Below are 23,576 nucleotides of genomic sequence, written 5' to 3' on the forward strand. Positions count from 1 at the left end.
TCTTTATGCGAGGCGTGCTTCTTCGAGTGCGCGTACTACTTGGCCGGGGTCTTTGTAGCCGGACCAGTTGGTGGCGCCGGGGTGTTCTTTGGTGGAGGTGCGCTGCCCGCCTGGGCCTGGTTGTGGGGCGTCGATGTCCCAGGCGCCGTATTCGAGTCCGGAGTTGAGGTCGACGCCGAGGACTCCGGTGTCTTTGGCTGCGCGGACGGTGGCAGCGTTGATTCCTCCGGCGAGCAGTGAGATCTGCTTGACGCTGTCGGGGATGGCGTCCCAGTCGAAGGTCTGGCCGGTTCCGCCGTCGCCGGAGTCGAGGATGAGCTTATCGACGATCCCCTGCCCCGCCAGCGCTTCCGCGACAGCTGGGCCGTCCACGTTGGTCATCGAGACTGCGCGCCATACTTCCGTGCCCTCGGGAACGGATGCCCGTACGCTCTCTACGAGCGCCAGTTCTGCGTCCACGGAGCCTTGATAGGGAGCGTGGATCTGCACCGCATGGACGCCCAATGCGGCGAGTTCTTCCCACCCGCTCGTGCGGCGTGAGACCGCGACGAACCGGAGGTGCGGCGTTTCCTGAATAATCTCGGTGGCCGTTTCACGTGAAACATTGCGTGGCGAGGCCTCTTCGAAGATCAGCCCGCCGTAGACCGCACCGGCTGCTCGAGCGAGCTGCGCCTCGGTGATGGTGCGCAATCCGCACACCTTGTTGGGTCCGTACACGAGTTCGCGCGCTGCAACATCGACGTCCGGTTGGCTGGTCAGTTGGGAGCCCACGAGGAATCCGTCGGAGTGGCCAGAGAGTTCACGCACGGTGGCGTGGTTGCGTACGCCGGATTCGGAGATGACCACTGCATCGGAAGGGATCAGTGCTTCTAAGCGCGCGGAGCGGCTCAGGTCGATGGAGAGGTCGTGGAGGTTGCGGTGGTTGATGCCGAATATTTTGGCACCGAGGCGTGTGGCCCGGGCGACCTCTTCTTCGGTAATGACTTCCGTAATCACGTCCAGCCCCAGCGATGATGCCAGTTCGGAGAGCTCAGTGTATTCCTCGTCGGTGACGATGGAGAGCATGAGCAAGATGGCGTCGGCCCCGTAGTATCGCGCGGCGATGACTTGTGCGCGGTCGACGATGAAGTCTTTGCACAGGACTGGCAGGTGCGTGTTTGCGCGTACGGCTGCGAGGTGTGCGTAGGAGCCGCCGAAGTAATCGGGTTCGCAGAGCACGGAGATGCCTACCGCGTAGCGCGAGTAGATGCGCGCAATGGCGGACGGGTCGTAGGAGGGGCGGATCATGCCCAAGGAGGGTGAGGCGGACTTGCATTCCATGATAAAGTGGCGCCCTTCCCTACCTGCGCGCCCGCGGCCCGCGTTCCCCGACACGGTGCGGAACTCTTCCGTACCCCGGAGCACGTCGTACAACGACCGCGTAGACCGCGGCAGCGCGTCAACGTCCACATCAGCCACCTGCGCTTGAATCTCAGGGAGGTGTGCTCTGCGTCCCGCGGTGATGTTTTCGAGGACTGTGGGGAGTTTATCCGGCATAGTTGGCCTCCTCGTGCTTGCGCAACCAGTCGTTGACTGTGCCGTTGTCGATGAGTTCGAGTGCGCGGTCTACGCCGGCACGCAAGGAATCGGCGGCGCCGGTGATGTAGAACATTGCGCCGGCGGAGGCGGCGATGGCTGCGCGGTGTGCTGGCTTGCCCTTGCCGGCGAACACGTTGTACAGGTGCTGCGCGTTTTCTTCGCCGTCTCCGCCGACGAGCTCGTCCAGCGAGTACGTCTCCAGGCCGAGATCGGAGGGCGTGATGGTGTATTCGTTAATCTCGCCATCGCGGCCGAGTTCCCAGACCTGGGTTGGCCCCCAGACGGCGATTTCGTCGGTTCCTGCGCCGTGGACGACCATGGCGCGGCCGCGTCCGAGGTCGCGGAATACTTCGGCGATCATGTGGCCGACTTCGGGGTTGGCTACGCCCATGATTTGGTATTCGGGGCGTCCTGGTGAGAGGACTGGGCCTAACGTGTTGAACAGTGTGGGGACCTTGAGCGCGCGGCGTACGGGTTGTACGTGGGAGACGGCTGGGTTGTATGCGGGTGCGAAGAGGAAGGTGAAGTTGGAGGCTTCGAATTGGCGTACGGCGCGTTCTGGGTCGAGGTCGAGTGGGATGTTCATGGCTTCGAGGACGTCCGCGGAGCCGGATTTGGAGGAGACGGAGCGGTTGCCGGATTTCACCATCTTGACTCCCCCGGCTGCGGCGACGAGGGATGCGCCGGTGGTGATGTTGATGGTGTTTTTGCCGTCGCCGCCGGTGCCTGCGGTGTCTAGGATTCCTTCGCCGGTGATGGCGAAGGGTCGGCCGGCTGCGATGAATGCTTGCGCAGCGCCTAGGAGGTCGGCGTAGGTTTCGCCGCGGGTCCTAATGGTCGCGAGCAGCGCCGCGATGTGGATGTCGTCGTAGTCGCCGACGGTCAGTGGCGTGAAGACCTCCTTGGCCTCCTCGACGGTCGGGTTCGGGTTATCCAGGAACTTAATCAGGTTGTCCAGTGTGTTCTGTGAAGTCATAATTCCTATCCTTTCATGTTTCACGTGAAACATCTTTAGTTTGCTTATCGACGATTCAGCGCCTCAAGGCACCGCTCCAAAATAATGGGGCCGGTCGGGCTGAGTACCGACTCCGGGTGGAACTGCAGCCCCAGCGCCGCATACCCGCCCGAACCGGGAATCGCAGCTGCTTGTACCACGTCCCCGATCTTCGAGTTTGACCACGCGAGCACCTCAAATTCCGTGGGTGGCTCTGTGCATCCCAACGAGTGGTATCGGGCGATCGGAACCCGCGTCCCCGGTACGCCTGGGTGTGCTGGGTCGCGGTCCACGGTCAACCCCTCGAAGATCCCGCACGATTGCCCTGCCACAGTCAGCGACATCTCCCCTTTAGTCCCGTGCACAGGTCCGCATGGTTCGACGGTCCCGCCGAAGTGGTCGAGCAGCGCCTGGAATCCCAGGCAGATTCCCAGCACGGGAATCCCCCGCTCCAAACTCTCCCGCACAACGTCCATGAGGTTGCCGGCCTCAGTCGGGTGCCCAGGCCCCGGTGAAAGCACCACTACGTCCGGAGAACCGCCCAAAGCCACGGATACATCAACCGTGTTGCGGTAGACGGTGCAGTCGTGTCCGGTCTGTGCGAGCGCGTCGACGAGGTTGTACACGAACGAGTCTTGGTTATCGATCAGCGTGATCTTCACTGTTAGCGCTCCACTTCTACGTCGTTGCCGTTGTGTCCGGCGGCCAGCGCCAGGGCTTTCAGTACGGCGAATGCTTTGTGGACGGTTTCGTCTGCTTCGGATTGCGGGTTGGAGTCGCGTACCACGCCCGCGCCTGCTTGTACGACCGCTACCCCGCCCTGTACGTAGGCGGACCGGATAACGATGCACGTATCCATCGACCCGTCGCCGCGGATGTATCCGACTGCCCCGCCGTAGGATCCGCGCCGCTGTCCTTCGACGCCGCGCAGCAGTTCGGTGGCGCGGATCTTGGGCGCGCCGGTGAGCGTGCCCATGTTCATGCATGCCCGGTATGCGTCCAGGGCATCCAATTCGGGCTTCAACTCAGCAGTAACCCGCGATACTAGGTGCATGACTCGCGAGTACCTATCTACCTGTAGCAGGTCTGCCACGCGCCGCGTTCCGGGTACACCTACGCGAGCCAAATCGTTGCGCGCCAAGTCCACGAGCATGGTGTGCTCCGCGAGCTCCTTCGGGTCAGTCCGCATGTCCAGCTCATTGCGGATGTCCAGTTCTGCATTAATCGAACCATCCGCGTTCAATCCCCGCGGCCGCGTACCGGCAATTGGGTACAGTTCCACTTTCCTGTCCCCCGGCGTGAATTTTAGGTTCGATTCCGGCGATGCCCCGAACAGTTCAAATACTTCTGGGTTATCGCCGACGGTGTCGCGCACGTAGAACATGTATGGGCTGGGGTTCGTGGCGCGTAGTTGTTGGTATGCGGCAAACGCGTCCTTGCATTCGGCGGTAAAGGAGCGCGCTGGCACGACCTGGTAGATGTCCCCCTGGTAGATATTGTTTTGTAGCGCCTGGACGTCGGCACGGAAGTCCGCGTCGCTCACCGACGCGGTGACAGTAAACGGCCCGTGCCCTTCTTGCTTATCGACGCCCACCTGTCCCCCAATCCGGCCCGCAATCTGCCGCAGTTCTCCGGCTAGGCTTTCGGCCTCTTCCTCGGTTGCAATCCCGATGAGTTCGGCCGTGCGTTCCTGGTGGTCGATGGTGAGGATAATCTGTCCGACAACGAAGTGATAGTCCGGGAACGTGTTCGGCCCCTCGGGTACCTCGGGGAGCGTTTCGAAGGAGGCCAGATAGTCGAATGCCCATCCGCCGAGTAGGAGCGGCAGGTTCTCCTCCCCCGGCACGGTTGCGGGGCTGCTGAGGATGCGCAGCGCCTCCATCGAGGAGAGTGCCGTCAGCCGTTCCGCCTCAGTGGTAGCAAATCCTTGGGGGTAATCCAGCACGAGGCGCGATGTTTCACGTGAAACAATCTTCGCCTGTGTCTCATTCGCCAGATGCCCCACCAGCGCTTCGCCGTAGGGGGTGTACGCTTCCGCGGTTACTTTGGTGCCATCGCACTGGATTCGGAGAGCCGCGCCAAGGATCGCGATGGAGTGCAACCCTGATTTCGTGGAAACATCCGCACTCTCGAGGAGCGCAGTGTGATCGTGCGCGGTTCCGCCGAGTTCGGCGAATAGTGCGGACGCATCCTCCGTGTAGGGGATGTTTTCCCGGAGGATTCGGATCCCTTTAAGTCTGTCGACCATTCATTACCCTTCGATTCATTTCGTCACTGTGTCGTTTATTCTTGTGAACCGGTGCGGGTATGGGAAAGGCCCGCCGCTTCACGTGAAGTTGGCGAGCCTTAGTGTTTCTAAGTTTTAGGGGTGCACTTTAACGAGTGGCCCGCCAGCTGGCGCGCCACCACCACTGACTGTTCAGTGATGCCTGAGCGGTAGTTGTATGCATGGGGAAAACTATAGCCCTGTTCTGGTGGCCGTGCAATATTAATATTCAACCGCTACATATCCAGGTTTTTGGCAGTATTCCGTAAGGCTTCGAGGTTTACGGCGGGCTTCGCGCCGCCCCGCTGTTCCTCTGCGATGGCACGTGCATCCACTGCGGCAACAGTGTGTGCAGCCTTTGCAGCCCCGGTGCCCACGGAACCTAAAGCAATCACGATGGTGAGTGCCGGGAGGGTCCACCACCATCCGGTAGCCACAAAGCTAAAGGCGCCACCAAACGCGAGGGCGACCGCACCGAGCACCCAGAAAGGGCCGGCAATTTTGTGGGCCAATTCCCACAAGTCTTCCGACTTGCGCACTTCCGGGACTTTCAGGCCGATAAAGGAGTTGCCGGGGAGTTTTCCGGTCCACCCCAGTGCGCCAACGATGGCGAGCAGTACGGCGATGACGAGCAGAATTATTCCAAGGATCACATGGGAGAGTGTACTGCCGGCATGTGCATGCAGCCCACAAAGCCTTGCGAGACTCCCGATCTGACATATGATGACACGCTGATGTAATTAATTGCATACTTAAAGAATATGTGACCTGCGATTAATTAAAGATAGGTAAACACTTATTTACGTGTGCCGATTGAGCGTAAAAGACAAGCAAAAACAACGTTCTATTTACAAGATGGATGCCGCGACTGAATCTAATCCGTTAAATAAATTCAAAATCCTAGCGAAGCGTGTAGACAATTCTCATTGAATTCCAAGAGATGATAAGATACTTCACAGGTTAGGTGTCTTCAGGTGTTGAGTCATGCACATCTGGAGGCCAACCGGGAAACTATTTTCGTCAATGCACTGCTCACGGGTGGTGCGTTTGAGGAGTGAAGGACTCACATGACTAAAAATACTAAGAGCGCCTCAGGTCTCGCCCTGAGTGGCTTGGTCCTTAAGGATCGTATGCGCACCCTGATTGCTGCGGGTGCTGCAGTTGCAATCACCGCAACGGGTACCGTCGTTGTTCCGGCAGTTTCCGGTAACGGCGCAGTCGCGTACGCGCAGGAGGCTGCGGCAAACCAGCCGGGGAAGAATAAGATGGTTCCTGATGCCATCTACACTAAGGCGGGCTGGCGCGATTTCTACGGCTACCATGGATACGCCTACATCAACAAGAATGACAACCCGAATGATATTGAGGACTCCAATGAGCCTCTCGTGGGTAACGTCATTTATCTGCAGTACGTCACGGGTAAAGGCGTCGTGTCCCCGACCTTCTACACCTTGACCGACTCTGAAGGACGTTTCTCATTCGATCTGTCTCAGTCGATAACGGGGCCGGCGGGTGCACCTGAATTTGACTTGACAGATAGTAACGTCCGCGTTCGCGTATGGGGTGAAAACCCAGATGAGTCGAAGTACTCCGTAGTCATGTCTGGTGACATGAGGTCGGGTAAATACTCAACCCGCTTGGATCGTGTTCAAGAATCCTGGAACTTCACTGCCGGTCCTGCGGGCTCCCGTGTCAGCAACGGAAGGTTCGTGCTGGAAGAAAAACCAAACTTGGTGGGTTGGCTGGCAAAACCGCAGGATCAGTGGACGGTTGCCACTGACGGCCAGACTGGTGAGCCAACAGTTGACGGATTATTCAATGATTACGGCCAGTACGGTGCTATCGGCAGCGTTGTAAGCGCTTCGCGCGTGTGGTGGGAAAACAATGAGAATGCCGGTGGACTGCCTGACTACTATGGCTATAACACCAACAAGGGTGACCGTGGCGCCAATGGCATGAAGGTTGTCGCTTCCTACCTCAATGATGAGGTTGCACGCCAGATTGACGCTTGGAAGGACGCTAATAAAGGGTTCACCGTTGAGCAGGAGCGTGCTGCTCAGGAACGAATCATCAAGGAATACGTCGCCGAACACGGCGAGGGCTCACACATCGCTGAGACGGTTGTCGCACCTGCGAAGGCAGACGGCCAGTTCTACATTCCGTTTAAGGGTCTCTATGGCGATACACGGTATAAGGAAAACCAGACGGCGCAGGTGTCTAACAAGCTAGCGCCGGGTGAATTTGGTACTCTCGCGCCGACTTACGTGCCTGAAGAAGGCGGATCGCGCTACGCGGCATTTAGTAGCTTGGCGATTAACCAGTCGAAGAAACGCCACGTCAACACGGACTACATGTATGTCTACCCGTTGGTTGAGGGCTACGGCGTACGTATGTCGTCGTTCCCGGTAAACATGTTCCAGGATGTTCGTTCCACCGGTGGCCCTAAGGTTGATCCTGGCGTCACCATTAACGGTGTTGATTTCCCAATCATTACCGCGGAGCCGATTTTTGACATCCCTGAGTACAACTCGTACGACAACAAGGGTCGCGCTGGTTCGAAGGTCACCACGAAGACTGCTGGTCTGATTCCGAATGCTGACTACGCAATCCGCTGGTATGCAACTGATCCTTCGGGCAAGCAAGTTGAACTTGAGGATAAGATCTGCAAGGTCAAGTCCGACAACACTGGCGCTCTGCCTTCCTGTGACTTCGAGGCACCTAAGGACCTCGACGAGACCACGGTGTACACCGCTGCATTTGTTGCCGTTGATCCAGTTTCCGGTGAGGTTGATAACACCTGGATGATGGCAGACTCGTTTACTGCTGTTGTTCCTGAGAAGCTGCCTCTTGGCTCGGTCGGAACAGCTTACGGCGAGAACAACCCAGCACAGCACTTTGAGAAACTCCCAGACAACAAGGTTGAAGGCACTGAGCCTGTCTACCGCGCAGAGGGTCTTCCTGAAGGTCTGTCGATTGATCCTGCTACTGGCAAGATTTCTGGAACCCCAACGAAGCCAGGTACTTCCGAAGTTATTGTTACCCGTGAAGTCGAGGTAAAGGTTTCCAAGACTAATGATCAGGGTCAAAAAGAAGAGACAACGGTAACGCAAAAGGAGCAGGTCGTAACGCAGCTCGTAGTTACCGACACTCCTTTGGCGGACGGTACTGTTGGACAGCCTTACGAGCAGGAAGTGAAGCCTGAAGGCTTCCCTGTGAAGTCTGAGGAGAACCCGAACGGCTACACCATCAAGGACGGCTCTCTCAACGTTGAGGGGCTACCCGAGGGACTGACTTTCGATCCTGCTACCGGCAAGATCACCGGTACCCCAACTGCTAAGACTCCAGAGGGCGAGAACGCTCCTTCTGAGAAGAATCCGAACGTCAAGGTTACTTACACGCTCGTTGACAAGAAGGGCAACGAAACCCAGGTAACTGACGAAGTACCTCTCAAGGTCGTTGATGCAGTTCCTACTGCAGACACTGTCCAGCCTGAGTACGGCAACACGCTAGTCGTTCCTGGTACCCCAGCAACCGCAACTCCTACGTTCAAAGACAAGGATGGCAAGGACGTTGCTAAGCCTGAGGGCGCTAAGTTCGAACTGAAGAACCCAGATGGCTCCGACTACGTCGCACCTGAGGGCTACAAGGTAACCGTTGATCCTGAGACCGGCGTTGTCACCGTTGAAGCTCCTGCAAAGCCAAATGGTGAGACCGCTGAGGAGCTGAAGGTTCCTGTCAAGGTCACCTACACCGATGGCTCCACCGATGATGTGACCGCACCATTCCAGTTGGATACTGATGGTGATGGAACCCCTGACGTCACCGATAAGGATGACGATGGTGATGGCATCGAGGACAAGGATGAAAAGGAGAAGGGTTCCAACCCGAAGGACGGTAACTCCGCTCCGACCACCATTGGTGACATTCCTAACCAGAATGTCACCGTTGATAAGGCAATTGACCCTGTCAAGGTTGTAGTCACTGATGCTCCGACCGGCAGCACCGTTGAGGTCACTGGTCTTCCAGAGGGTGTGACGTACAATCCTGAGACTGGTGAAATCACTGGTACTCCAACCAAGCCTGGTACCTCTGAGGTCAAGGTTGTTGTCAAGGACAAGGATGGCAAGCCTGTTATCGGTGCTGATGGCAAGCCTGTCGAAAAGACCTTCACCTTCACCGTTGCTGACAAGCCAGTCGATGGTCCGAAGATCGTCGGTGGCAAGCAGACTGATGAGGTTCCTGCTGACGGTAACCCGAAGAAGTTGGATGACAAGATCTCCGGCCCGACCGACGGCCTGACCGGTGAGGTCAAGGACAAGGACGGCAACCCGATTCCTGGTTCCAAGGTTGAGATCACCCCTGACGGTGAGATCAAGGTAACCGTTCCTGAGGGCACCGACCCGCAGGATGGCAAGGTCACCATCAAGGACAAGGATGGTAAGGACCTCGGTGATATTGACATCAAGATCACCGATAAGGCTCCGGAAACCAAGATCGTCCCTGGTACCCAGACTGATGAGGTTCCAGCTGACGGTAACCCGAAAACCCTGGATGACAAGATTTCCGGCCCAACCGACGGCCTGACCGGTGAGGTCAAGGACAAGGACGGCAAGGTTATCCCTGATGCCAAGGTTGAGATCACCCCTGACGGTGAGATCAAGGTAACCGTTCCAAAGGGCACCAACCCTCAGGACGGCAAGGTCACCATCAAGGACAAGGACGGTAAGGACCTCGGTGATATTGAAATCAAGATCACCGATAACACCGCTCCTTCCATCGACAACGTGAAGTCCGATGACAAGAAGATCACCGGCACCGGCGATCGTCCAAACGAGGACATCACTGTCACCTTCCCAGATGGCACCGAAGCAAAGACCAAGACCGACGACAACAACAAGTTCGAGGTCCCAGTCCCAGCTGACAAGCCGCTGAACAATGGCGACACCGTCAAGGCTAAGGATGGCAACAGCAACGAGTCCGAGCGCATCGTTGGTGCAACCGACGCGGATACTCACAAGCCAAGCTACGGCGCTGAAAACACCCGTACCGGCGTCAAGGTTGGCGAGAACGCCGATACTCCTAACCCGTTTGCTACCCCAGCACCGGTCAAGGACGTAAAGGTTGACACCCCAGCAGGTGCTAAGTACTGGACCTTCACTCCGAAGGCTGACCTGTCCGGCATCATCAACGGCCAGGCTCCAACGGCTGAGAACCTGAAGGCTGAGTACACAACCGAAGCTGACAAGATTGGCAAGTCTTGGGACAAGTTCGTAGAGATCTTCACCCCGATCGCTAAGCCAGAGACCAAGGTTGACTTCACCTTCGAAGACGACTCCACTAACTCTGCAAACGCAAAGTGGGATCTGCTGGGCAAGGATGGCAAGTCCATCCTCGACCCGAACGGCGACGCTGATGGCGATGGCACCTCCAACAAGGATGAAATCGACAACGGCAACAATCCGTTCGACAAGGGTGACAAGCCTAGCGCTCCGACCACCGTCGACCAGGGCAATGTCAAGCCGGTTAACCCAACCGACGACAAGCAGGGCACTGGCGTTATCGTCAACAACCCTGACAAGGACACCAAGGTCACTGCTAAGGATGAAGACGGCAAGACTGTTCCTGCAGTCATCAACCCTGAGACCGGTGAAATCGAAGTAACCCCAGGTAAGGACGTCGATGGTCCTATCACCGTCATCGTTGAGGATCCTGAGCTGCCTGGTGGCAAGGTTGAGATCGAGGTTCCTGTCAACGGCCACGAAAAGGGCCGCGATGACAACGGTTCCGACAAGGGGAAGACCTCTGTCGACCAGGGCAACGTCAAGCCGGTTAACCCAACCGACGACAAGCAGGGCACTGGCGTTATCGTCAACAACCCTGACAAGGACACCAAGGTCACCGCTAAGGATGAAGACGGCAAGACTGTTCCTGCAGTCATCAACCCTGAGACCGGTGAAATCGAGGTAACCCCAGGTGCTGACGTTGATGGTCCTATCACCGTCATCGTTGAGGATCCTGAGCTGCCTGGTGGCAAGGTTGAGATCGAGGTTCCTGTCAACGGCCACGAAAAGGGTCGCGACGACAACAAGAAGCCTGCCGGTTCCTCCGAAGGCATCGACGTTCAGAAGTGTGTTGCTACCGGCCTCGGTCTGGGCATCCCATTCCTGGCACTGGTTCCTCTGGCCCTCGGCCAAGAGCTGAACATCCCAGGCGCCAAGGAAATGAACGCTCGTATCAGCCAGCAGATTCAGGATGCAAACACCGCGCTCCAGCAGCGTGCAGGTATCTTCAACCCACAGCTGGCACAGTGGGTCGATAACCTGAACAACACCCTGAAGTCGCCACAGGTACAGCGCGGTCTGCGCCTCGCAGGTCTGCTCGCCTACGGCCTAGTCGCTGGTCTGACCATCGCTGACCAGTGCATGCCAGCAGAAAAGCAGTCCTCCCAGAAGACCGACCTCTTCGGCTCCCTCTCCTCCAAGAAGGATCAGCCAAAGGACAACGCGTCTTCCAAGAAGGATCAGCCAAACGCTAACGGTTCCTCCAAGGAAGCACCAGCAACCGAAGCACCAGCAACGGACGCTCCAACAGCCGAAGAGAACACCCCTAACGCTGAGCAGCCAACTGACGAAGCAGTACAGCCAGAAGCATCCGCAACTGACACCACTGCAGACGCAACCGGCGAAGAGGCATAGTTAGAACACCACTAACAAAACCTCCCCCAGAACCCCAACTCCCCTCGGGAGTTGGGGTTCTCCCCATTTAAAAAGCAACCCCAACTGCTACGGTCAACATATGAAGAAACTCACCACCGCAGCAGCAACCATCCTCCTCACCGCAAACCTACTCACCCCCGCCACAGCACACGAAGCGCCCAACCCCGGATCCTCACAAACCGAACTCAACCAATGGCAACACGACCCGCTCGGTGCACTCGTCTAGGGGATCATAAAAACCGGTGCAAACATCCTCCAATCAAACGCGTTCGTCGCAAGCGTCGCATCCATGTACGCAATGGGACCCATCGGTCCACAAACGGGTGCCATCGCCGAACTCACCCACTGTGCCAACACGGCCACATCCTCAAACCCCACCGGAGCCGCTAGATACATCGGCGCGGCAGTATGCCTCCTAACCAACCCAGGACTCCAACAACGCCTCGCTGACCAAGCCACCAACCCCCACTACCGCTAGGCGGCAGCCCCCTACCCCCAAATGTGGATAACGGCCATAAATTCTTAGCCAAAAGTTAGGCGCAAACACGCCGGTAGTGTACTGTTTTAGCAAACAAATCAATGCCCAACGGCTATAAATTTGCTAGAAAGACACGCCGGATGAACCTCAAAAAACTAAGCGGAAACCTCCTCGTCCGCATCATCGTCGCCATCATACTTGGCGTCGTATCCAGCTTCTTCTTCCCAGAATGGCTGGCACGCATCTTCATCACCTTCAACAGCCTCTTCTCCAACTTCCTCGGATTCTTCGTCCCCATCCTCATCTTCGCGCTCATCACGCCAGCCATTGCAGGCCTCGGTCGCGGCGCAGGTAAGTGGCTCGGACTGACCGCAGGTGTTGCGTACCTCTTCACCATCGTCTCCGGCCTGTTGGCCTACGTCACCGCACGAGGCCTCTACCCCACCCTCCTCGGCGACACCAACGTCAACGCCGTCGCAGACATCTCAGAGGGCGAACTCGAGCCATACTTCTCCATCGAAATGACCCCACCATTTGAGGTCATGACGGCCCTCCTCCTGGCCTTCTGCCTTGGCATCGCGATGACTACGGTGAAGTCGGAAACCATGTACAAGGTGTCCCGCGAACTCGAGCAGGTCGTCATGAAGGTCATCTCAGCCTTCGTCATCCCACTGCTGCCGGTATTCATCTACGGCATGTTCCTCTCCCTGGGCATGAACGGAAACCTGCGCGAAACCTTCGTAGTCTTCGGTAAAGTCCTCGTGCTCTCGATCGCAGGCACGCTGGTGTACCTCCTCATCCAGTACCTCATCGCAGGAGCCATCGCCGGCAAGAACCCATTCAAGTCCCTGGGGAACATGATGCCGGCGTATGCGACGGCACTGGGAACGTCGTCAAGCGCGGCAACCATCCCTGTCACCTACGCGGGCGTACTGAAGAACGGCGTGGACCGCAACGTCGCCGGCTTCGTTGTGCCGCTGTGCGCAACGATCCACCTCGCCGGCTCCATGATGAAGATCATGCTGTACGCATTCGCCATCGTGTACATGGCAGGCATGGACGTCTCCCCGGGTCTGGCCATCGGCTTCCTGCTCATGCTCGGTATCACCATGATCGCCGCACCAGGCGTACCGGGTGGCGCAATCATGGCGGCCGTGGGTCTGCTTGGCTCCATGCTGGGCTTCGACGAAAACCAGGTCGCCCTCATGATCGCCGCGTACATTGCTGTTGACTCCTTCGGCACCGCAGCGAACGTCACCGGTGACGGTGCGCTGGCACTGATCATCGACAAGTTCGCTCGTGGCAAGATCAAGCCAGTCGAAGAAATGGACTTGGATGACGCCTCCCTGGCCTCTGCAGGGTTCTCCTCCCAGCACTCCAAGGGTGCCCTGCACTCCGCAGCCGCCGAAGCCGTAGGATACGGCCGCACCGCGGGTTCCGCAGCGGACGATAGGTTCTTGCTCGCCGAGTCGGAAAGCGGCCCCGACTCCACCCGGGTAGGCGAAGACGTCTCCCCCGACCGGTTGACCAACGGCCGGCTAATCGAAGAAGCCGGCGACCAAGCAGGCGAACGATAAAAAAATTGTGCCACCCGCGCGGGTGGCACAATTTTTTTAACTCCGGGCTATCCGGATCATCTCCGGCGTAATCGTGATGATGTGCGCCAACATGGCCAGCACACCAATCGAACCCACCACCCCGATAATGATCTGGGTGGTTAATTCTTGCCGGGCGGCGTCGGCGTCGTCCTGGTTCTTCTTATCCGAACTCATCTTCTCCAACGCGGCCAGGCCCGTGCGCTTCTTGAACTCCTCCTCATTGAAGGGGAATTCGCGCTTGATGTCGTCGCCAAGTGTGTCCGTGCCAAGCTTGTCCTTGAGCGTGTCCGAGACCTTATCGGCGCCAATCTTTTCCTTGATCTTGTCCCCATCCGGCTTCACGCCGTCCAGGGGGCCGATCTGCAGATGGTCCTTGATGCGGTCCTTGGCCTTATCGCCCAAGTTCTCCCCGCCAATACCTTTCAAGATCTTGTCCGGGTCAATCTGGAACTCCTTGCCCAAGGCCTGGCCCAGGCCTTCCGTGCCCAGCTTGTCCTGCAACTGCTTCGAGAAAGCATCGCCGGAAACCTTGTTCAGACCAATCTCCTTGGCCACAGCCTCGGAATCGATGGTCAGCTCGGGGAGCTTGTCGGTGCGCAGACGATCCTTGACCTTCTGCACAACCTTATCGCCAAGCTTGTCCAACGCCGCCTGCAACTCCGGGTGCAGGCCACCAAGGGCCTGGACGTCGGGGTCGTTCTGAAGCTCCAGAATCTCCTTCAACTCCGGCAGGCCCGTCAGCGTGGAGATCAGCCAAATCTCAAAACTCGACAAGGGGCGCGCCTGCGCGGGCTGGGCAACCGTACACGTCACCGCGGCTACGGTAACGAGGCTCACTGCAACACGATTCATACTTACATCGCATTCTTAGCCAGCGGAATCATGTGCAAAATCGCGGCAATCAGGCCCAAGGCACCGAAGAGGCCGGCGAACACACTCAGCATCTGCACAGAAGGCTTGCTGGAGGTGTAATCGATGAGGTCCTCACCAATCTTGCCCAACGTCTTGCCACCGGTCAGCTTGTCCAGCGACTTATCAATGATGTCCTGCGCGACCTTATCCAACGTGTTGCCACCCATGGACTTCAAAATCATGCCGGCCACCACGTCATCGACCGGGCGGTTGCCCAAGGCTTCGCGCATGATGTTCAAAATGATGTCGTTGAGCTTGTCGTCGCCCAAGAACTGGTCGACGGTCTCCGCCAACACCTTATCCAGGGTCTTGCCGCCCATGGACTTGATGATGGTGTTGGAAATGGCGTCGTCGATACCCTGCTCGCCCAGAGCCTCGCGGATGGCGCCCTGGATGATGTCGTTGAGCTTCTGCTCCCCGATCAGGCCCTTCATGAACTGGTCGATCGTTTCGTTGATAACCACGTCCAGGGTCTTGCCGCCCATGGACTTCACGACCGTGTTCGCCAAGACTTCGTCGAGAGGCCGGTTGCCCAGGGCCTCCTTCGTGACACCCACGAGAACATCCTTGAGCTTATCCTCGCCCATCGTGCCCTTCAGGAACTGATCCACGGTCTCATTGAGCACCTGGTCCAGGGTCTTGCCGCCCATCGACTTGATGACGGTATCCGCAATCGCCTGATCAGCAGTCTTGCCGCCCAGAGCCTCCTTCAACGCATTCATGATGATCGCGTTCAAGTCATTCTCACCGATCGCACCCGCGATGAACTTATCCACCGCGTCGCTGATGATCTTATCCAGGCCCAGACGCTTCAGCGGCGTGTTCTCATCCTTGACGTTCTGCAGGTGAGCCTCGCACGCCTGGCCCAGGCGGCGCAGGTCCTCGTTGTTGTAGTGGGTGCGGGCGTTCGCCACAGCGGTAACGACAGGACCCCAATGGTCCTGGGCCCAGCCGCGCATGCGTGCGGAATCGTTGTAGATTGCGATTTCGCGAATGTTGAAGAACGTCTTGTTCGCCTGCTCGATTGGGCGGTACTGCTTCTCCACATCGTAGGTCTGGCCTTCGTCAGCCTTACGAAGATTAGCCGCTGGAACCAGATCTGCAGGCTTAATGTTGTTCGTCGGGAAGGTGATGTTCGTCGGCTGGAACCAGAGGACGCTCTTGAGGGCCGACAGGTCGTCGGCAAGCTCAGGGAGCATGACGATCAATTCGATGGAACCGTAACGGTACTTCTGCGGGCTGTTCCAGAGCTTATTCTCCAGATCCTTGTAGTTGGAGATCTTGCGCTTCATCCCATCGAGGTCACGGATGCTGGCCTTGTTTGCGCGGACATCAGCGTCAGCCTTGGCAAACGCGTCGGCGAGCTCGGGGTGCTTCGCGCGGATCTCCTTCACGGCGTCAAGGTACGCCTGCACGATTGCCTTATCGATCTCCTGGAACGCCGCCTTATCCTCAGGCGCGAACTCGAAGGTGCAACGATTAACATTTTCAGCACCCTGCGTAGCCAACTGGGGTTCAGCAGACGCCTGCGGAACAGAGACGGTGGTCGCAGCGACGGCCGCGGCCACGAAAGAAGACGTCAGGGCAATACGGAAGCGAGAAGCTTTCATGAAAAACGCTTTCTGATAGCGGGGAGAGGGCTCACACGCGTTTGCTGTGAAAACCATCGGACACAATTCAAAATATCGTAAAGAGCCCTTACTTTGTTAACAGACGCGCCTAGACAGTGTGCCAGTCCAAATCAACATGCTCCGGGGTCAGATCGCTTATCGACGACACCCCCATCAACATGAGCGCCCGGTGCATCTCATTGCGGAAAATCTCCAACACGTGCTCCACGCCCTCCGCGCCGGCAGCCATCAGGCCGTACAGGTATGCGCGGCCGATGAGGACGGCGTCGGCACCCAAAGCAACCGCCGCGAGAACGTCCGCGCCACTCATGATGCCCGTATCCAGCAGGATGATCGCATCCTCCCCCAGACGCTCACGAGTCTCCGGCAGCGTGTACAACGGGACCGGCGCGCGGTCCAACTGGCGGCCACCATGGTTCGAGAGCACCACGCCATCCACGCCCTGCTCCATGCAGCGCACCGCATCATCGGCGGTCTGAATACCCTTCACCAGCAAAGTTCCCGGCCAATTGCGGCGCAGCCACTTCAGGTCATCGAAGTTCAAGGTGGCGTCGAAAAGCTTTCCAATCTGGTCAAATGTGGAAAGCCCGTGGCCCAGATTCGCGAAGCCCAACGGCTCAGTGGTGAGGAAATTAACCCACCACTCCGGGCGAATCGCGGCGTCGGCGAACGTCTTCCACGTAAGTTGCGGCGGGAACGTCAGGCCATTGCGCGTATCGCGGTGGCGGGCGCCCGTAATCGGGCAGTCGACCGTGACCATCAGCGTATCCATACCGGCCTCGTGGGCGCGACGCATCAGGTTTTCGCTCATGCCGTGGCCCTCATCCTGCGTCAGGTACAGCTGGAACCAGTTGGCGGCGTTGTTGTTGGCGTTGTTGGTGGCTGCGGCGTTGGTGGCTGCGGCGAGGTCTTCGATCGTGGTGGTGCCCATCGTCGACAGCGTAAACGGGATGCCCGCTTTCGCGGCTGCGCGGGCGCCACCGATCTCCCCTTCCGCATGCATCATCCGGGTAAAACCCGTGGGTGCGATAGCCAGAGGCATACTCATGTCCGTATTGCCGACGCGAGTCTCCAGGCTAATATCCGCCACGTTGCGTAAGACGCCCGGGCGGAACGCCAGCTGATCGAACGCTTCACGAGAACGCGCAAGCGATAGCTCACGCTCCGCCGCGCCATCCACGTACTCAAACGGGCCCTTCGGCGTACGCTTTCTGGCGATTGCGCGGACGTCCCACACGTCCGCGGCCTTCTTCAGGCGGTTCGCGCGGCGATCCGTGGTTGGCAAATCAAGCTTCAGGTAATCCTTCAAGACCTTCGGGTTAGGGAACTGGCGTTTCACAGGGGCAAGGCGATTCAGCTTTGGCGTTTTCATGGGGTTTACGGTACTCCGGGGGCGTTGCGTGGGGTTGGGGGTGCGCGTTTGCGCGGGGAAGGTGTGAATAATTATCGGCTGGGATTAACTTGCCTGGTGGCGGGTGCTCTGGGGAAGGGATGCGACCTGGGATATTAAGTCTGGCTGGTAAGGACAGCGTCGCGGGCGGGTACAGCGGCGCTTGGCGCCCGGCTTGGGGGCTTCTGGCGGAGGGCAGGGGGTGAATAATTATCGGCTGGGGTTAACTTGCCTGGTCGGTGGTGTGTGGCGGAGATTGCGTGACCTGGGATATTAAGTCTGGCTGGTAAGGACAGCTTCGCGGCCGGGTACAGCGGCGCTTGGCGCCCGGCACACAGCACCTGGCAAGCGCCCGACGCTGCCCTAGCGCTAGACGATCAAAGTCGGCCGCTGGTTCCAGGAAGTTGCCCAACAGTCGCATAGCTGTGGATAGGTACGCAGTGCGTACCACTATCCACAGGTTTTTAAAGTGGCAGGTGACAGCAGGCCGATTTCTGCTCAAACTGAAGGTATGAGCACAGTATTTAAGACTCTTGACGGCACAGCGGATCTCATAAACACGCACACCGCCACCGCTAAGTACCTGGAAAAAATTGATATGCGCGGGTACCACAGGCTTATTTCTGGCGTTATCGTGCCACGGACGTGGATGCAAAATCGGCCACCGTGGGTTGTCGCGAAGGAGCAAGTTCATGCGATTGGAAAGGCGACCCCGCGTGCCGTCGTTAGTGGTATTAGTGCAGCGTTATGGCTTGACCTGCACGTTTTAGAAACTCCGAAGAAGGTCGAGCTTACGCTTCCGGGCGATTCGGGATTCCCACCCCGAACTTCGTGGCCACCGGAGGTGACGTACCGGGCGGGCTATCTACCGGCGGGTGAGATGCAGGTTTCCCGGGGAATTCGTACGACGACGATGCCCAGAACCATCTTCGATATAGCGCGTTACCAGGGGATGATGGCGGCGGTCGTGACACTTGATCACGCTTACCGCAACCGTTGGGTTAATAGGCGAACCCTGCTGCTATATACCGAAACGAAGAAGGGACGCAAAGGTAGCGTCGCCTTCCGCGAAACCATCGCGCTCGCTGACGGGAGTTCCGAAAGCCCTGGCGAGAGCGTGCTGCGTGTCCAATTGCGCCAGTCGAAGGACCCGGCCATCAAGACCGTTGAGCCCCAGGCGCGCATCGGTACGTATCGGGTGGACCTGCTGGTCAATGGGCACGTGGTGGTGGAATTCGACGGCAAGCACAAATACGGCGTGGACGGGCAGGACGCGGGACAGCAGATCATCGCGGAAAAGCAACGGCACAATGATCTCGAACGGCGAGGATACCGGGTGGTGCGCGTTACCTGGGACGAGCTCCTCGACGAGGCCAACGGCGTGAGCGCAGCCGTCAAACGGGTGCTCCTCGAGGTAAAACGCTAGGGTGGGCGCATGGCAACACTACTTGTATTTGAATTCCCTTCCACCGGACCGTTCGGCGCCGAAGCCGTGGACGCGTACCGGGAACTTGCAGAAGACATCGCCGGTGAACCGGACCTGGTCTGGAAAGTCTGGACTGAAGACCCGGCACGCGAGGTGGCCGGGGGCGTCTACTTGTTTGCGAGCGAGGGGGCGGCGGTTGGTTACGTCGAGAAGCATACGAAGCGGCTCGAGGGCTTCGGGATTAGTGGCATCCAAGCCGTGAAATACCAGGTCAACGAGGAGCTTTCGAAGATTGATCGCGCAGTCCTCCATGTGGATTGATGCCACCGCCGGGGTCGCCGGCGACATGCTCCTCGGCGCGCTGCTGGACCTCGGCGCGGGCGCCAGCGCCGTGCAGAAAGCCTGGGACGCCGTCCTCCCCGGGGCGCTGAAACTGCAGGTCACACGCGTGCAGCGCGCCGGGCAGGCCAGCACACACGCCGAGCCCGTCCTGCAAGAAGAGGATTCGCCGCACCGGCATCTCTCTGACATCTGCGCGCTGCTCGACGCCGCCGACCTCGACCCGTGGACCCGCACCCAAGCCCGCGCGGTCTTCGAGTTGCTTGCCGACGCCGAAGCGCACGTCCACGGAACCGGGCGCGATACAGTGCACTTCCACGAGGTCGGCGCACTTGACTCGATCGCCGACGTCGTGGGCGTATGCGAAGCGCTGCGCCTCCTCGGCGCCCCGGACGTGCACGTCAGCCCGATCGCGTTGGGTGCCGGGCGCGTGCAGGCCGCCCACGGTTCCATTCCGGTTCCCGTTCCCGCGGTCATGCGCCTCATGGACGGCTGGGCGGCCGCCTCCAACCCCGGGCCCTCGCCTGGTGAGCTGGCCACGCCGACGGGCGTCGCGCTGCTGCGCCACTTCGCGGTAGGTGCACCGTGCGAATCGCCGGTGGGCGTCATCGGTGCAGTGGGCGTGGGCGCGGGCACACGCGACCCGCACGGCTGGCCCAACGTGGTGCGCGCCGTACAGCTCACGGACGCCGGCGAAGACGCGTTAGTGCAGCTCGAAGCCAACGTCGACGACATGGACCCGCGCCTGTGGCCCGGCGTCCTGGGCGCACTCTTAGGCGCCGGCGCGCGCGACGCCTGGCTCACACCCATCCAGATGAAGAAGGGACGCCCCGCCCACACGGTTCACGCACTCGTCGAGGCCGGGCACGCGGACGCGGTGCGCGACGTCTTCTTCACCCACACCACCACCTTCGGCGTGCGTGCGCATGCGGTCACCCGCTCCGTGGCGGAACGCCACTGGGAAGAAGTGCAGGTCCGCGGGCAGACCGTGCGCATCAAAATAGCCACCTGGAATGGCCGGGAGGTGACCCGGCAACCGGAGTACGAGGACATCCGCGCCGCCGCCAATGCCCTCGGCGTGCCGGAACGGGAGGTCGTAGACGCTATCGGGCGGTAATCTGCGCCGCCAGGTGCCCCGCCCCATAACCGTTATCAATATTCACGACCCCCACCCCCGGCGCACACGAATTCAGCATCGTGAGCAGCGGCGCAATACCGCCCGCACCCGCGCCATACCCGACGGAAGTGGGCACCGCCACCACCGGGGCGCTCACCAAACCACCGACTACCGACGGCAACGCCCCATCCATACCCGCCACCACAATAAGGCAACCGGCAGCACGCAGCCGTGACTCATGTTCGAGGAGGCGGTGAATGCCGGCCACGCCGACGTCGACAAGCAAATCCGTGGAGCGACCCAAAAAACGTGCCGTATGCAGCGCCTCCCGCGCGACGGGAAGATCCGACGTGCCCGCGCACACCACCAACACCGACTCGCCCGACGGCTCCGGTGGCGTCCCCGGGTGCGCCAGCAGGCGCGCGAGCGGATCGTAGAACGCGCCGGGCAGCACCTCCTGGACCGCGGCCGCATGCTCCGGATTCGCGCGCGTGAACAGGGTGCCGGGCGGGGCGACCTGCGCGATCGCGCAAACCTGATCGGGCGTCTTCGACTCGCAGAACACCGCCTCAGCGTATCCGCGTCGACGTGTGCGATCCGTGTCCAGGCGCGCAAAATCACCAACCGGCTCAGACATAACGCAACTTCCCTTCCTCCGCGAGCGCCTTCAACGTCATCGCGCCCGACTGTAACCCGCCCAAATCTAGCGTGGCGAACTGGAAACCCACCTTCTTCGCAGCCGCGACGATGGCGCCCCGGTGCTCCAGCGCCATCTGCAGCTCCGCGGGCGGCACCTCAATCCGGGCGATCGCCTCGTGGTGACGCACGCGACAATCCGAAAACCCCAGGTCAAACAGGGTGTCCTCGAGCTGCTCGATCTGGCGCAACTTCTCCGGGTTGACCGGCAGGCCATGCGGAACCCGCGACGCCAAACACGGCGCCGCCGGCTTGTCCGCCACATCCAACCCGAAGTACGCCGCCACCGCGCGCACATCCTGCTTCGTCAGGCCCGCCTCCGCGAGCGGGCGCAGCACCTGATGCTCCGTGGCGGCACGCGCGCCGGGACGGTCCGGGCGAGCGGCGTCGTCGGCATTCTCCCCGTACGCGACGGCGTCGAGATTGTGCTCCTGGATGACCGTCGCATCGATCACGTCGAACATCTCCGACTTGCAGAAATAACACCGATCCGTCCCGTTTGCCTGATAATCCTCGTTCTGTCCCTCCCGCGTTTCGACCTCCACGAGCTCCACCCCAATCTGCCGGGCCGTCGCATGTGCGCGCCTGCGCTCCCGCCGCGCCAACGACGGCGACACCGCCATAATCGCCACCACATTCCCCGCCCCAAGAACGTGCACCGCAATCGCCGTGAGCGTCGCCGAATCCACGCCCCCAGAAAACGCCACGCCCAGGCGCCCACGCGGGAGGTGTTCAGCGACGCGGCCAATCAGAGACTCAGGTGTTTCGGGCTTTTCAGGCATGGCTACTACCCTAACCCGTTGTTTCGCGGGCCGGAAGAGGCTTCTCGACGGCCACGCCACGCGCTGGCGGGCCCCAGTTCTACAAAGTGTCGGGTGAAACGCCTACAAAATGTCGGTTGAAGCAGTCTCAAAGTGTCGGATAGAATCGTGTCAAAATATCGGATAGGTGCTTTTACTAGGGGAAACGCAGTGGTCAAATACGTGCCCAGGGTGGCCGATAAATTGCTCTCTGAAGGGCTACAGCGCGCAGGTGCCGTTCTGATTGAAGGGCCAAAGGCGTGCGGCAAAACCGAGACAGCGCGTCAGCAAGCCGCCAGCGAACTACGCGTGGATACCGACCCCAACGTGGACATCGCGATGGGGACCGACCCAAACCTATTGCTCATGGGTGCAACACCTCGGCTTGTCGATGAATGGCAGGTGCAACCGCTGCTATGGAACGCGGCACGACATCTCATCGATGATCGCCAGGATGTCGGACAATTCATATTCACCGGGTCTACAGCGCCGTCAGAACTCGTGGCCTCACACTCCGGCGCGGGGCGGTTTGCACGCCTCCGGATGTCCACGATGACGTTTTGGGAATCCGGAGACTCAACCGGCGAAGTGTCATTGACGGAAATCTCCAAAGGTAACACGCAGCTGGCCGGAGGGGCGTCGAAAAGCATCCAAGACATTGCCGAGCGCATGACTCGAGGCGGCTGGCCGGCGGGGCGCAACCTTCCGCTAGAAGCTGCGGCACGCAACAACCGCGACTACATACGCACAATCGCTGAAGTAGATATTTCAACCCCCGACGGTGTAGCACGCGACCCCATGCGCGTGCATGCGTTGCTACGTTCACTTGCGCGAGGCATTGGAACTGAAATGACTACCGTGGCGATGGCAACGGATACCGGAATCGGGCGAGAGACTATCACCGACTATCTTGATTCCCTCGGCCGCATCTTCATTTCGCATGATCAGCCCGCTTGGGCCGCGTCACTGCGTTCGCGCAGCCCACTACGTAAAGCTCCAAAGCGCCACCTTGCAGACCCCGCATTAGCGTTAGCAGCGTTGGGCAAAAAATCTGCAGACCTGCTGGGCGACCTGCCCTACATGGGGCAACTTTTCGAATCGCAAGTAGTCCACGACCTACGCGTATATGCCGATGGAGAAGTTAGCCACGCCCGGTTAGCCGATGGCTCCGAAGTCGACGCCATTGCAGAAGTGAACGGCACCATGATGCTCGTCGAAATTAAACTTGGACATAGTGCGTCGGTGGTCGAGGAAGCCGCGAAATCGCTGCTACGCTTCGCAGAATTCTTCCCCGACGCGCAATGCCTAGTCATCACAGGTGGCGGCATGGCCTACCGACGCCCCGACGGAGTCCACGTGGCCCCACTTACCGCGCTGCGGCCTTAGCTTTTCCGCGCCTTCAGCTTCGCCGCGATGAACTCGGCCCAGGTAGGGAAATACAGAACTGCAGTGATGACCGAGCCGACCCACCACAAACCGAGTTCGCCGGTGGCTTTGATGGGGATATACGTTGTTACAATCCAGACCACTAGGAAGCCCCAGATACTCTTTAACCATGTGCGCATAATTACACCAAGCTTTCTTCGGCCGTGTCAGAGTGGCCCTTGTTCCAAGTAATGGATTCGGGAGGAAAAG

General features: G+C 59.3%; 18 protein-coding genes. 7 read left to right on the plus strand and 11 right to left on the minus strand.

The features are described from left to right. Positions 1–3 precede the first annotated feature (3 nt). The 5 genes from trpCF to ATK06_RS03665 all read right to left on the minus strand — a co-directional run bounded on the left by trpCF (position 4) and on the right by ATK06_RS03665 (position 5,491). Positions 4–1,536 carry a bifunctional indole-3-glycerol-phosphate synthase TrpC/phosphoribosylanthranilate isomerase TrpF gene (gene trpCF / locus ATK06_RS03645; protein ID WP_098388856.1) on the minus strand — a complete coding sequence of 511 codons (1,533 nt, stop codon included), beginning with the start codon at positions 1,534–1,536 and terminating at the stop codon, positions 4–6. After that, the gene (trpD, locus tag ATK06_RS03650; protein WP_048381869.1) at positions 1,526–2,554 is read right to left on the minus strand and encodes an anthranilate phosphoribosyltransferase; all 1,029 of its coding nucleotides are present in this window, start codon (positions 2,552–2,554) and stop codon (positions 1,526–1,528) included. The genes trpCF and trpD overlap by 11 nt, the downstream gene beginning before the upstream one ends. A gap of 44 nt (positions 2,555–2,598) precedes the next feature. Beyond that, a complete protein-coding gene (locus ATK06_RS03655; RefSeq protein ID WP_048381867.1) occupies positions 2,599–3,234 on the minus strand; it encodes a glutamine amidotransferase-related protein in 636 nt (211 codons plus the stop codon). A 2-nt stretch (positions 3,235–3,236) separates the two neighbouring features. Next, positions 3,237–4,820: an anthranilate synthase component 1 gene (locus tag ATK06_RS03660; protein WP_098388857.1), complete on the minus strand. Its 1,584-nt coding sequence runs from the start codon at positions 4,818–4,820 to the stop codon at positions 3,237–3,239. A 254-nt stretch (positions 4,821–5,074) separates the two neighbouring features. Beyond that, positions 5,075–5,491 (minus strand): SdpI family protein, encoded by a 417-nt coding sequence (locus ATK06_RS03665; RefSeq protein ID WP_098388858.1) that lies wholly within the window; start codon positions 5,489–5,491, stop codon positions 5,075–5,077. Between the two features lie 414 nt (positions 5,492–5,905). On the opposite strand from ATK06_RS03665, the gene ATK06_RS03670 reads away from it, so the two are divergent. From ATK06_RS03670 to ATK06_RS03675, 3 genes are all read left to right on the plus strand, one after another. Continuing rightward, on the plus strand, positions 5,906–11,533 hold the full coding sequence (locus ATK06_RS03670; RefSeq protein WP_098388859.1) for a YPDG domain-containing protein: 5,628 nt from the start codon (positions 5,906–5,908) through the stop codon (positions 11,531–11,533). Positions 11,534–11,633: 100 nt separating this feature from the next. After that, on the plus strand, positions 11,634–11,780 hold the full coding sequence (locus tag ATK06_RS11190) for a hypothetical protein (protein ID WP_161796021.1): 147 nt from the start codon (positions 11,634–11,636) through the stop codon (positions 11,778–11,780). Positions 11,781–12,172: 392 nt separating this feature from the next. Then, on the plus strand, positions 12,173–13,609 hold the full coding sequence (locus ATK06_RS03675) for a dicarboxylate/amino acid:cation symporter (protein WP_083986217.1): 1,437 nt from the start codon (positions 12,173–12,175) through the stop codon (positions 13,607–13,609). 36 nt (positions 13,610–13,645) lie between these two features. Here ATK06_RS03675 and ATK06_RS03680 read toward each other — a convergent pair whose 3' ends face one another. The 3 genes from ATK06_RS03680 to ATK06_RS03690 form a co-directional block, all read right to left on the minus strand. Beyond that, on the minus strand, positions 13,646–14,467 hold the full coding sequence (locus tag ATK06_RS03680; protein ID WP_143341387.1) for a hypothetical protein: 822 nt from the start codon (positions 14,465–14,467) through the stop codon (positions 13,646–13,648). Between the two features lie 17 nt (positions 14,468–14,484). Further along, entirely contained in the window at positions 14,485–16,152 is a 1,668-nt protein-coding gene (locus ATK06_RS03685) for a hypothetical protein (RefSeq protein WP_143341388.1), read from the minus strand. 109 nt (positions 16,153–16,261) lie between these two features. Continuing rightward, the gene (locus tag ATK06_RS03690; RefSeq protein WP_048381857.1) at positions 16,262–17,545 is read right to left on the minus strand and encodes an alpha-hydroxy acid oxidase; all 1,284 of its coding nucleotides are present in this window, start codon (positions 17,543–17,545) and stop codon (positions 16,262–16,264) included. Between the two features lie 529 nt (positions 17,546–18,074). Here ATK06_RS03690 and ATK06_RS03695 point away from each other — a divergent pair. Genes ATK06_RS03695 through larC form a run of 3 tightly spaced genes read left to right on the plus strand, consistent with a single transcriptional unit; the run spans position 18,075 to position 20,445 of the window. After that, positions 18,075–18,989: an endonuclease domain-containing protein gene (locus ATK06_RS03695; protein WP_098388861.1), complete on the plus strand. Its 915-nt coding sequence runs from the start codon at positions 18,075–18,077 to the stop codon at positions 18,987–18,989. Between the two features lie 9 nt (positions 18,990–18,998). Next, a complete protein-coding gene (locus ATK06_RS03700; protein ID WP_048381853.1) occupies positions 18,999–19,310 on the plus strand; it encodes a monooxygenase in 312 nt (103 codons plus the stop codon). After that, the gene (larC, locus tag ATK06_RS03705) at positions 19,300–20,445 is read left to right on the plus strand and encodes a nickel pincer cofactor biosynthesis protein LarC (protein ID WP_048381851.1); all 1,146 of its coding nucleotides are present in this window, start codon (positions 19,300–19,302) and stop codon (positions 20,443–20,445) included. Before ATK06_RS03700 ends, larC begins: the two co-directional genes overlap by 11 nt. Here the strand turns inward: larC and larB are convergent. Next, positions 20,432–21,082, minus strand: a complete 651-nt coding sequence (gene larB, locus ATK06_RS03710) for a nickel pincer cofactor biosynthesis protein LarB (RefSeq protein WP_098388862.1) — start codon at positions 21,080–21,082, stop codon at positions 20,432–20,434. The two genes, larC and larB, sit on opposite strands and share 14 nt — an antisense overlap. Further along, the gene (larE, locus tag ATK06_RS03715) at positions 21,075–21,923 is read right to left on the minus strand and encodes an ATP-dependent sacrificial sulfur transferase LarE (protein WP_048381846.1); all 849 of its coding nucleotides are present in this window, start codon (positions 21,921–21,923) and stop codon (positions 21,075–21,077) included. Before larE ends, larB begins: the two co-directional genes overlap by 8 nt. Before the next feature lie 210 nt (positions 21,924–22,133). Here larE and ATK06_RS03720 point away from each other — a divergent pair, with 210 nt between their 5' ends. Further along, entirely contained in the window at positions 22,134–23,327 is a 1,194-nt protein-coding gene (locus tag ATK06_RS03720) for an ATP-binding protein (RefSeq protein ID WP_098389385.1), read from the plus strand. Here ATK06_RS03720 and ATK06_RS03725 read toward each other — a convergent pair. After that, positions 23,324–23,506, minus strand: coding sequence for a hypothetical protein (locus ATK06_RS03725; protein ID WP_048381845.1), 183 nt, complete (start codon positions 23,504–23,506; stop codon positions 23,324–23,326). The two genes, ATK06_RS03720 and ATK06_RS03725, sit on opposite strands and share 4 nt — an antisense overlap. Positions 23,507–23,576: the final 70 nt, after the last annotated feature.

Origin of the sequence: Corynebacterium renale (genome assembly GCF_002563965.1) — a bacterium.
GTDB classification, from domain to species: Bacteria; Actinomycetota; Actinomycetes; order Mycobacteriales; family Mycobacteriaceae; genus Corynebacterium; species Corynebacterium renale.

Bases quoted from the DNA above. Each gene is read 5' to 3' on its own strand.
- larE (WP_048381846.1), bottom strand. From the start codon at position 21,923: ATGCCTGAAAAGCCCGAAACACCTGAGTCTCTGATTGGCCGCGTCGCT.
- larB (WP_098388862.1), bottom strand. From the start codon at position 21,082: ATGTCTGAGCCGGTTGGTGATTTTGCGCGCCTGGACACGGATCGCACA.
- ATK06_RS03660 (WP_098388857.1), bottom strand. From the start codon at position 4,820: ATGGTCGACAGACTTAAAGGGATCCGAATCCTCCGGGAAAACATCCCC.
- ATK06_RS03695 (WP_098388861.1), top strand. From the start codon at position 18,075: ATGAGCACAGTATTTAAGACTCTTGACGGCACAGCGGATCTCATAAAC.
- ATK06_RS03685 (WP_143341388.1), bottom strand. From the start codon at position 16,152: ATGAAAGCTTCTCGCTTCCGTATTGCCCTGACGTCTTCTTTCGTGGCC.
- ATK06_RS03700 (WP_048381853.1), top strand. From the start codon at position 18,999: ATGGCAACACTACTTGTATTTGAATTCCCTTCCACCGGACCGTTCGGC.
- larC (WP_048381851.1), top strand. From the start codon at position 19,300: ATGTGGATTGATGCCACCGCCGGGGTCGCCGGCGACATGCTCCTCGGC.
- trpCF (WP_098388856.1), bottom strand. From the start codon at position 1,536: ATGCCGGATAAACTCCCCACAGTCCTCGAAAACATCACCGCGGGACGC.
- ATK06_RS03690 (WP_048381857.1), bottom strand. From the start codon at position 17,545: ATGAAAACGCCAAAGCTGAATCGCCTTGCCCCTGTGAAACGCCAGTTC.
- trpD (WP_048381869.1), bottom strand. From the start codon at position 2,554: ATGACTTCACAGAACACACTGGACAACCTGATTAAGTTCCTGGATAAC.
- ATK06_RS03670 (WP_098388859.1), top strand. From the start codon at position 5,906: ATGACTAAAAATACTAAGAGCGCCTCAGGTCTCGCCCTGAGTGGCTTG.
- ATK06_RS03725 (WP_048381845.1), bottom strand. From the start codon at position 23,506: ATGCGCACATGGTTAAAGAGTATCTGGGGCTTCCTAGTGGTCTGGATT.
- ATK06_RS03675 (WP_083986217.1), top strand. From the start codon at position 12,173: ATGAACCTCAAAAAACTAAGCGGAAACCTCCTCGTCCGCATCATCGTC.
- ATK06_RS11190 (WP_161796021.1), top strand. From the start codon at position 11,634: ATGAAGAAACTCACCACCGCAGCAGCAACCATCCTCCTCACCGCAAAC.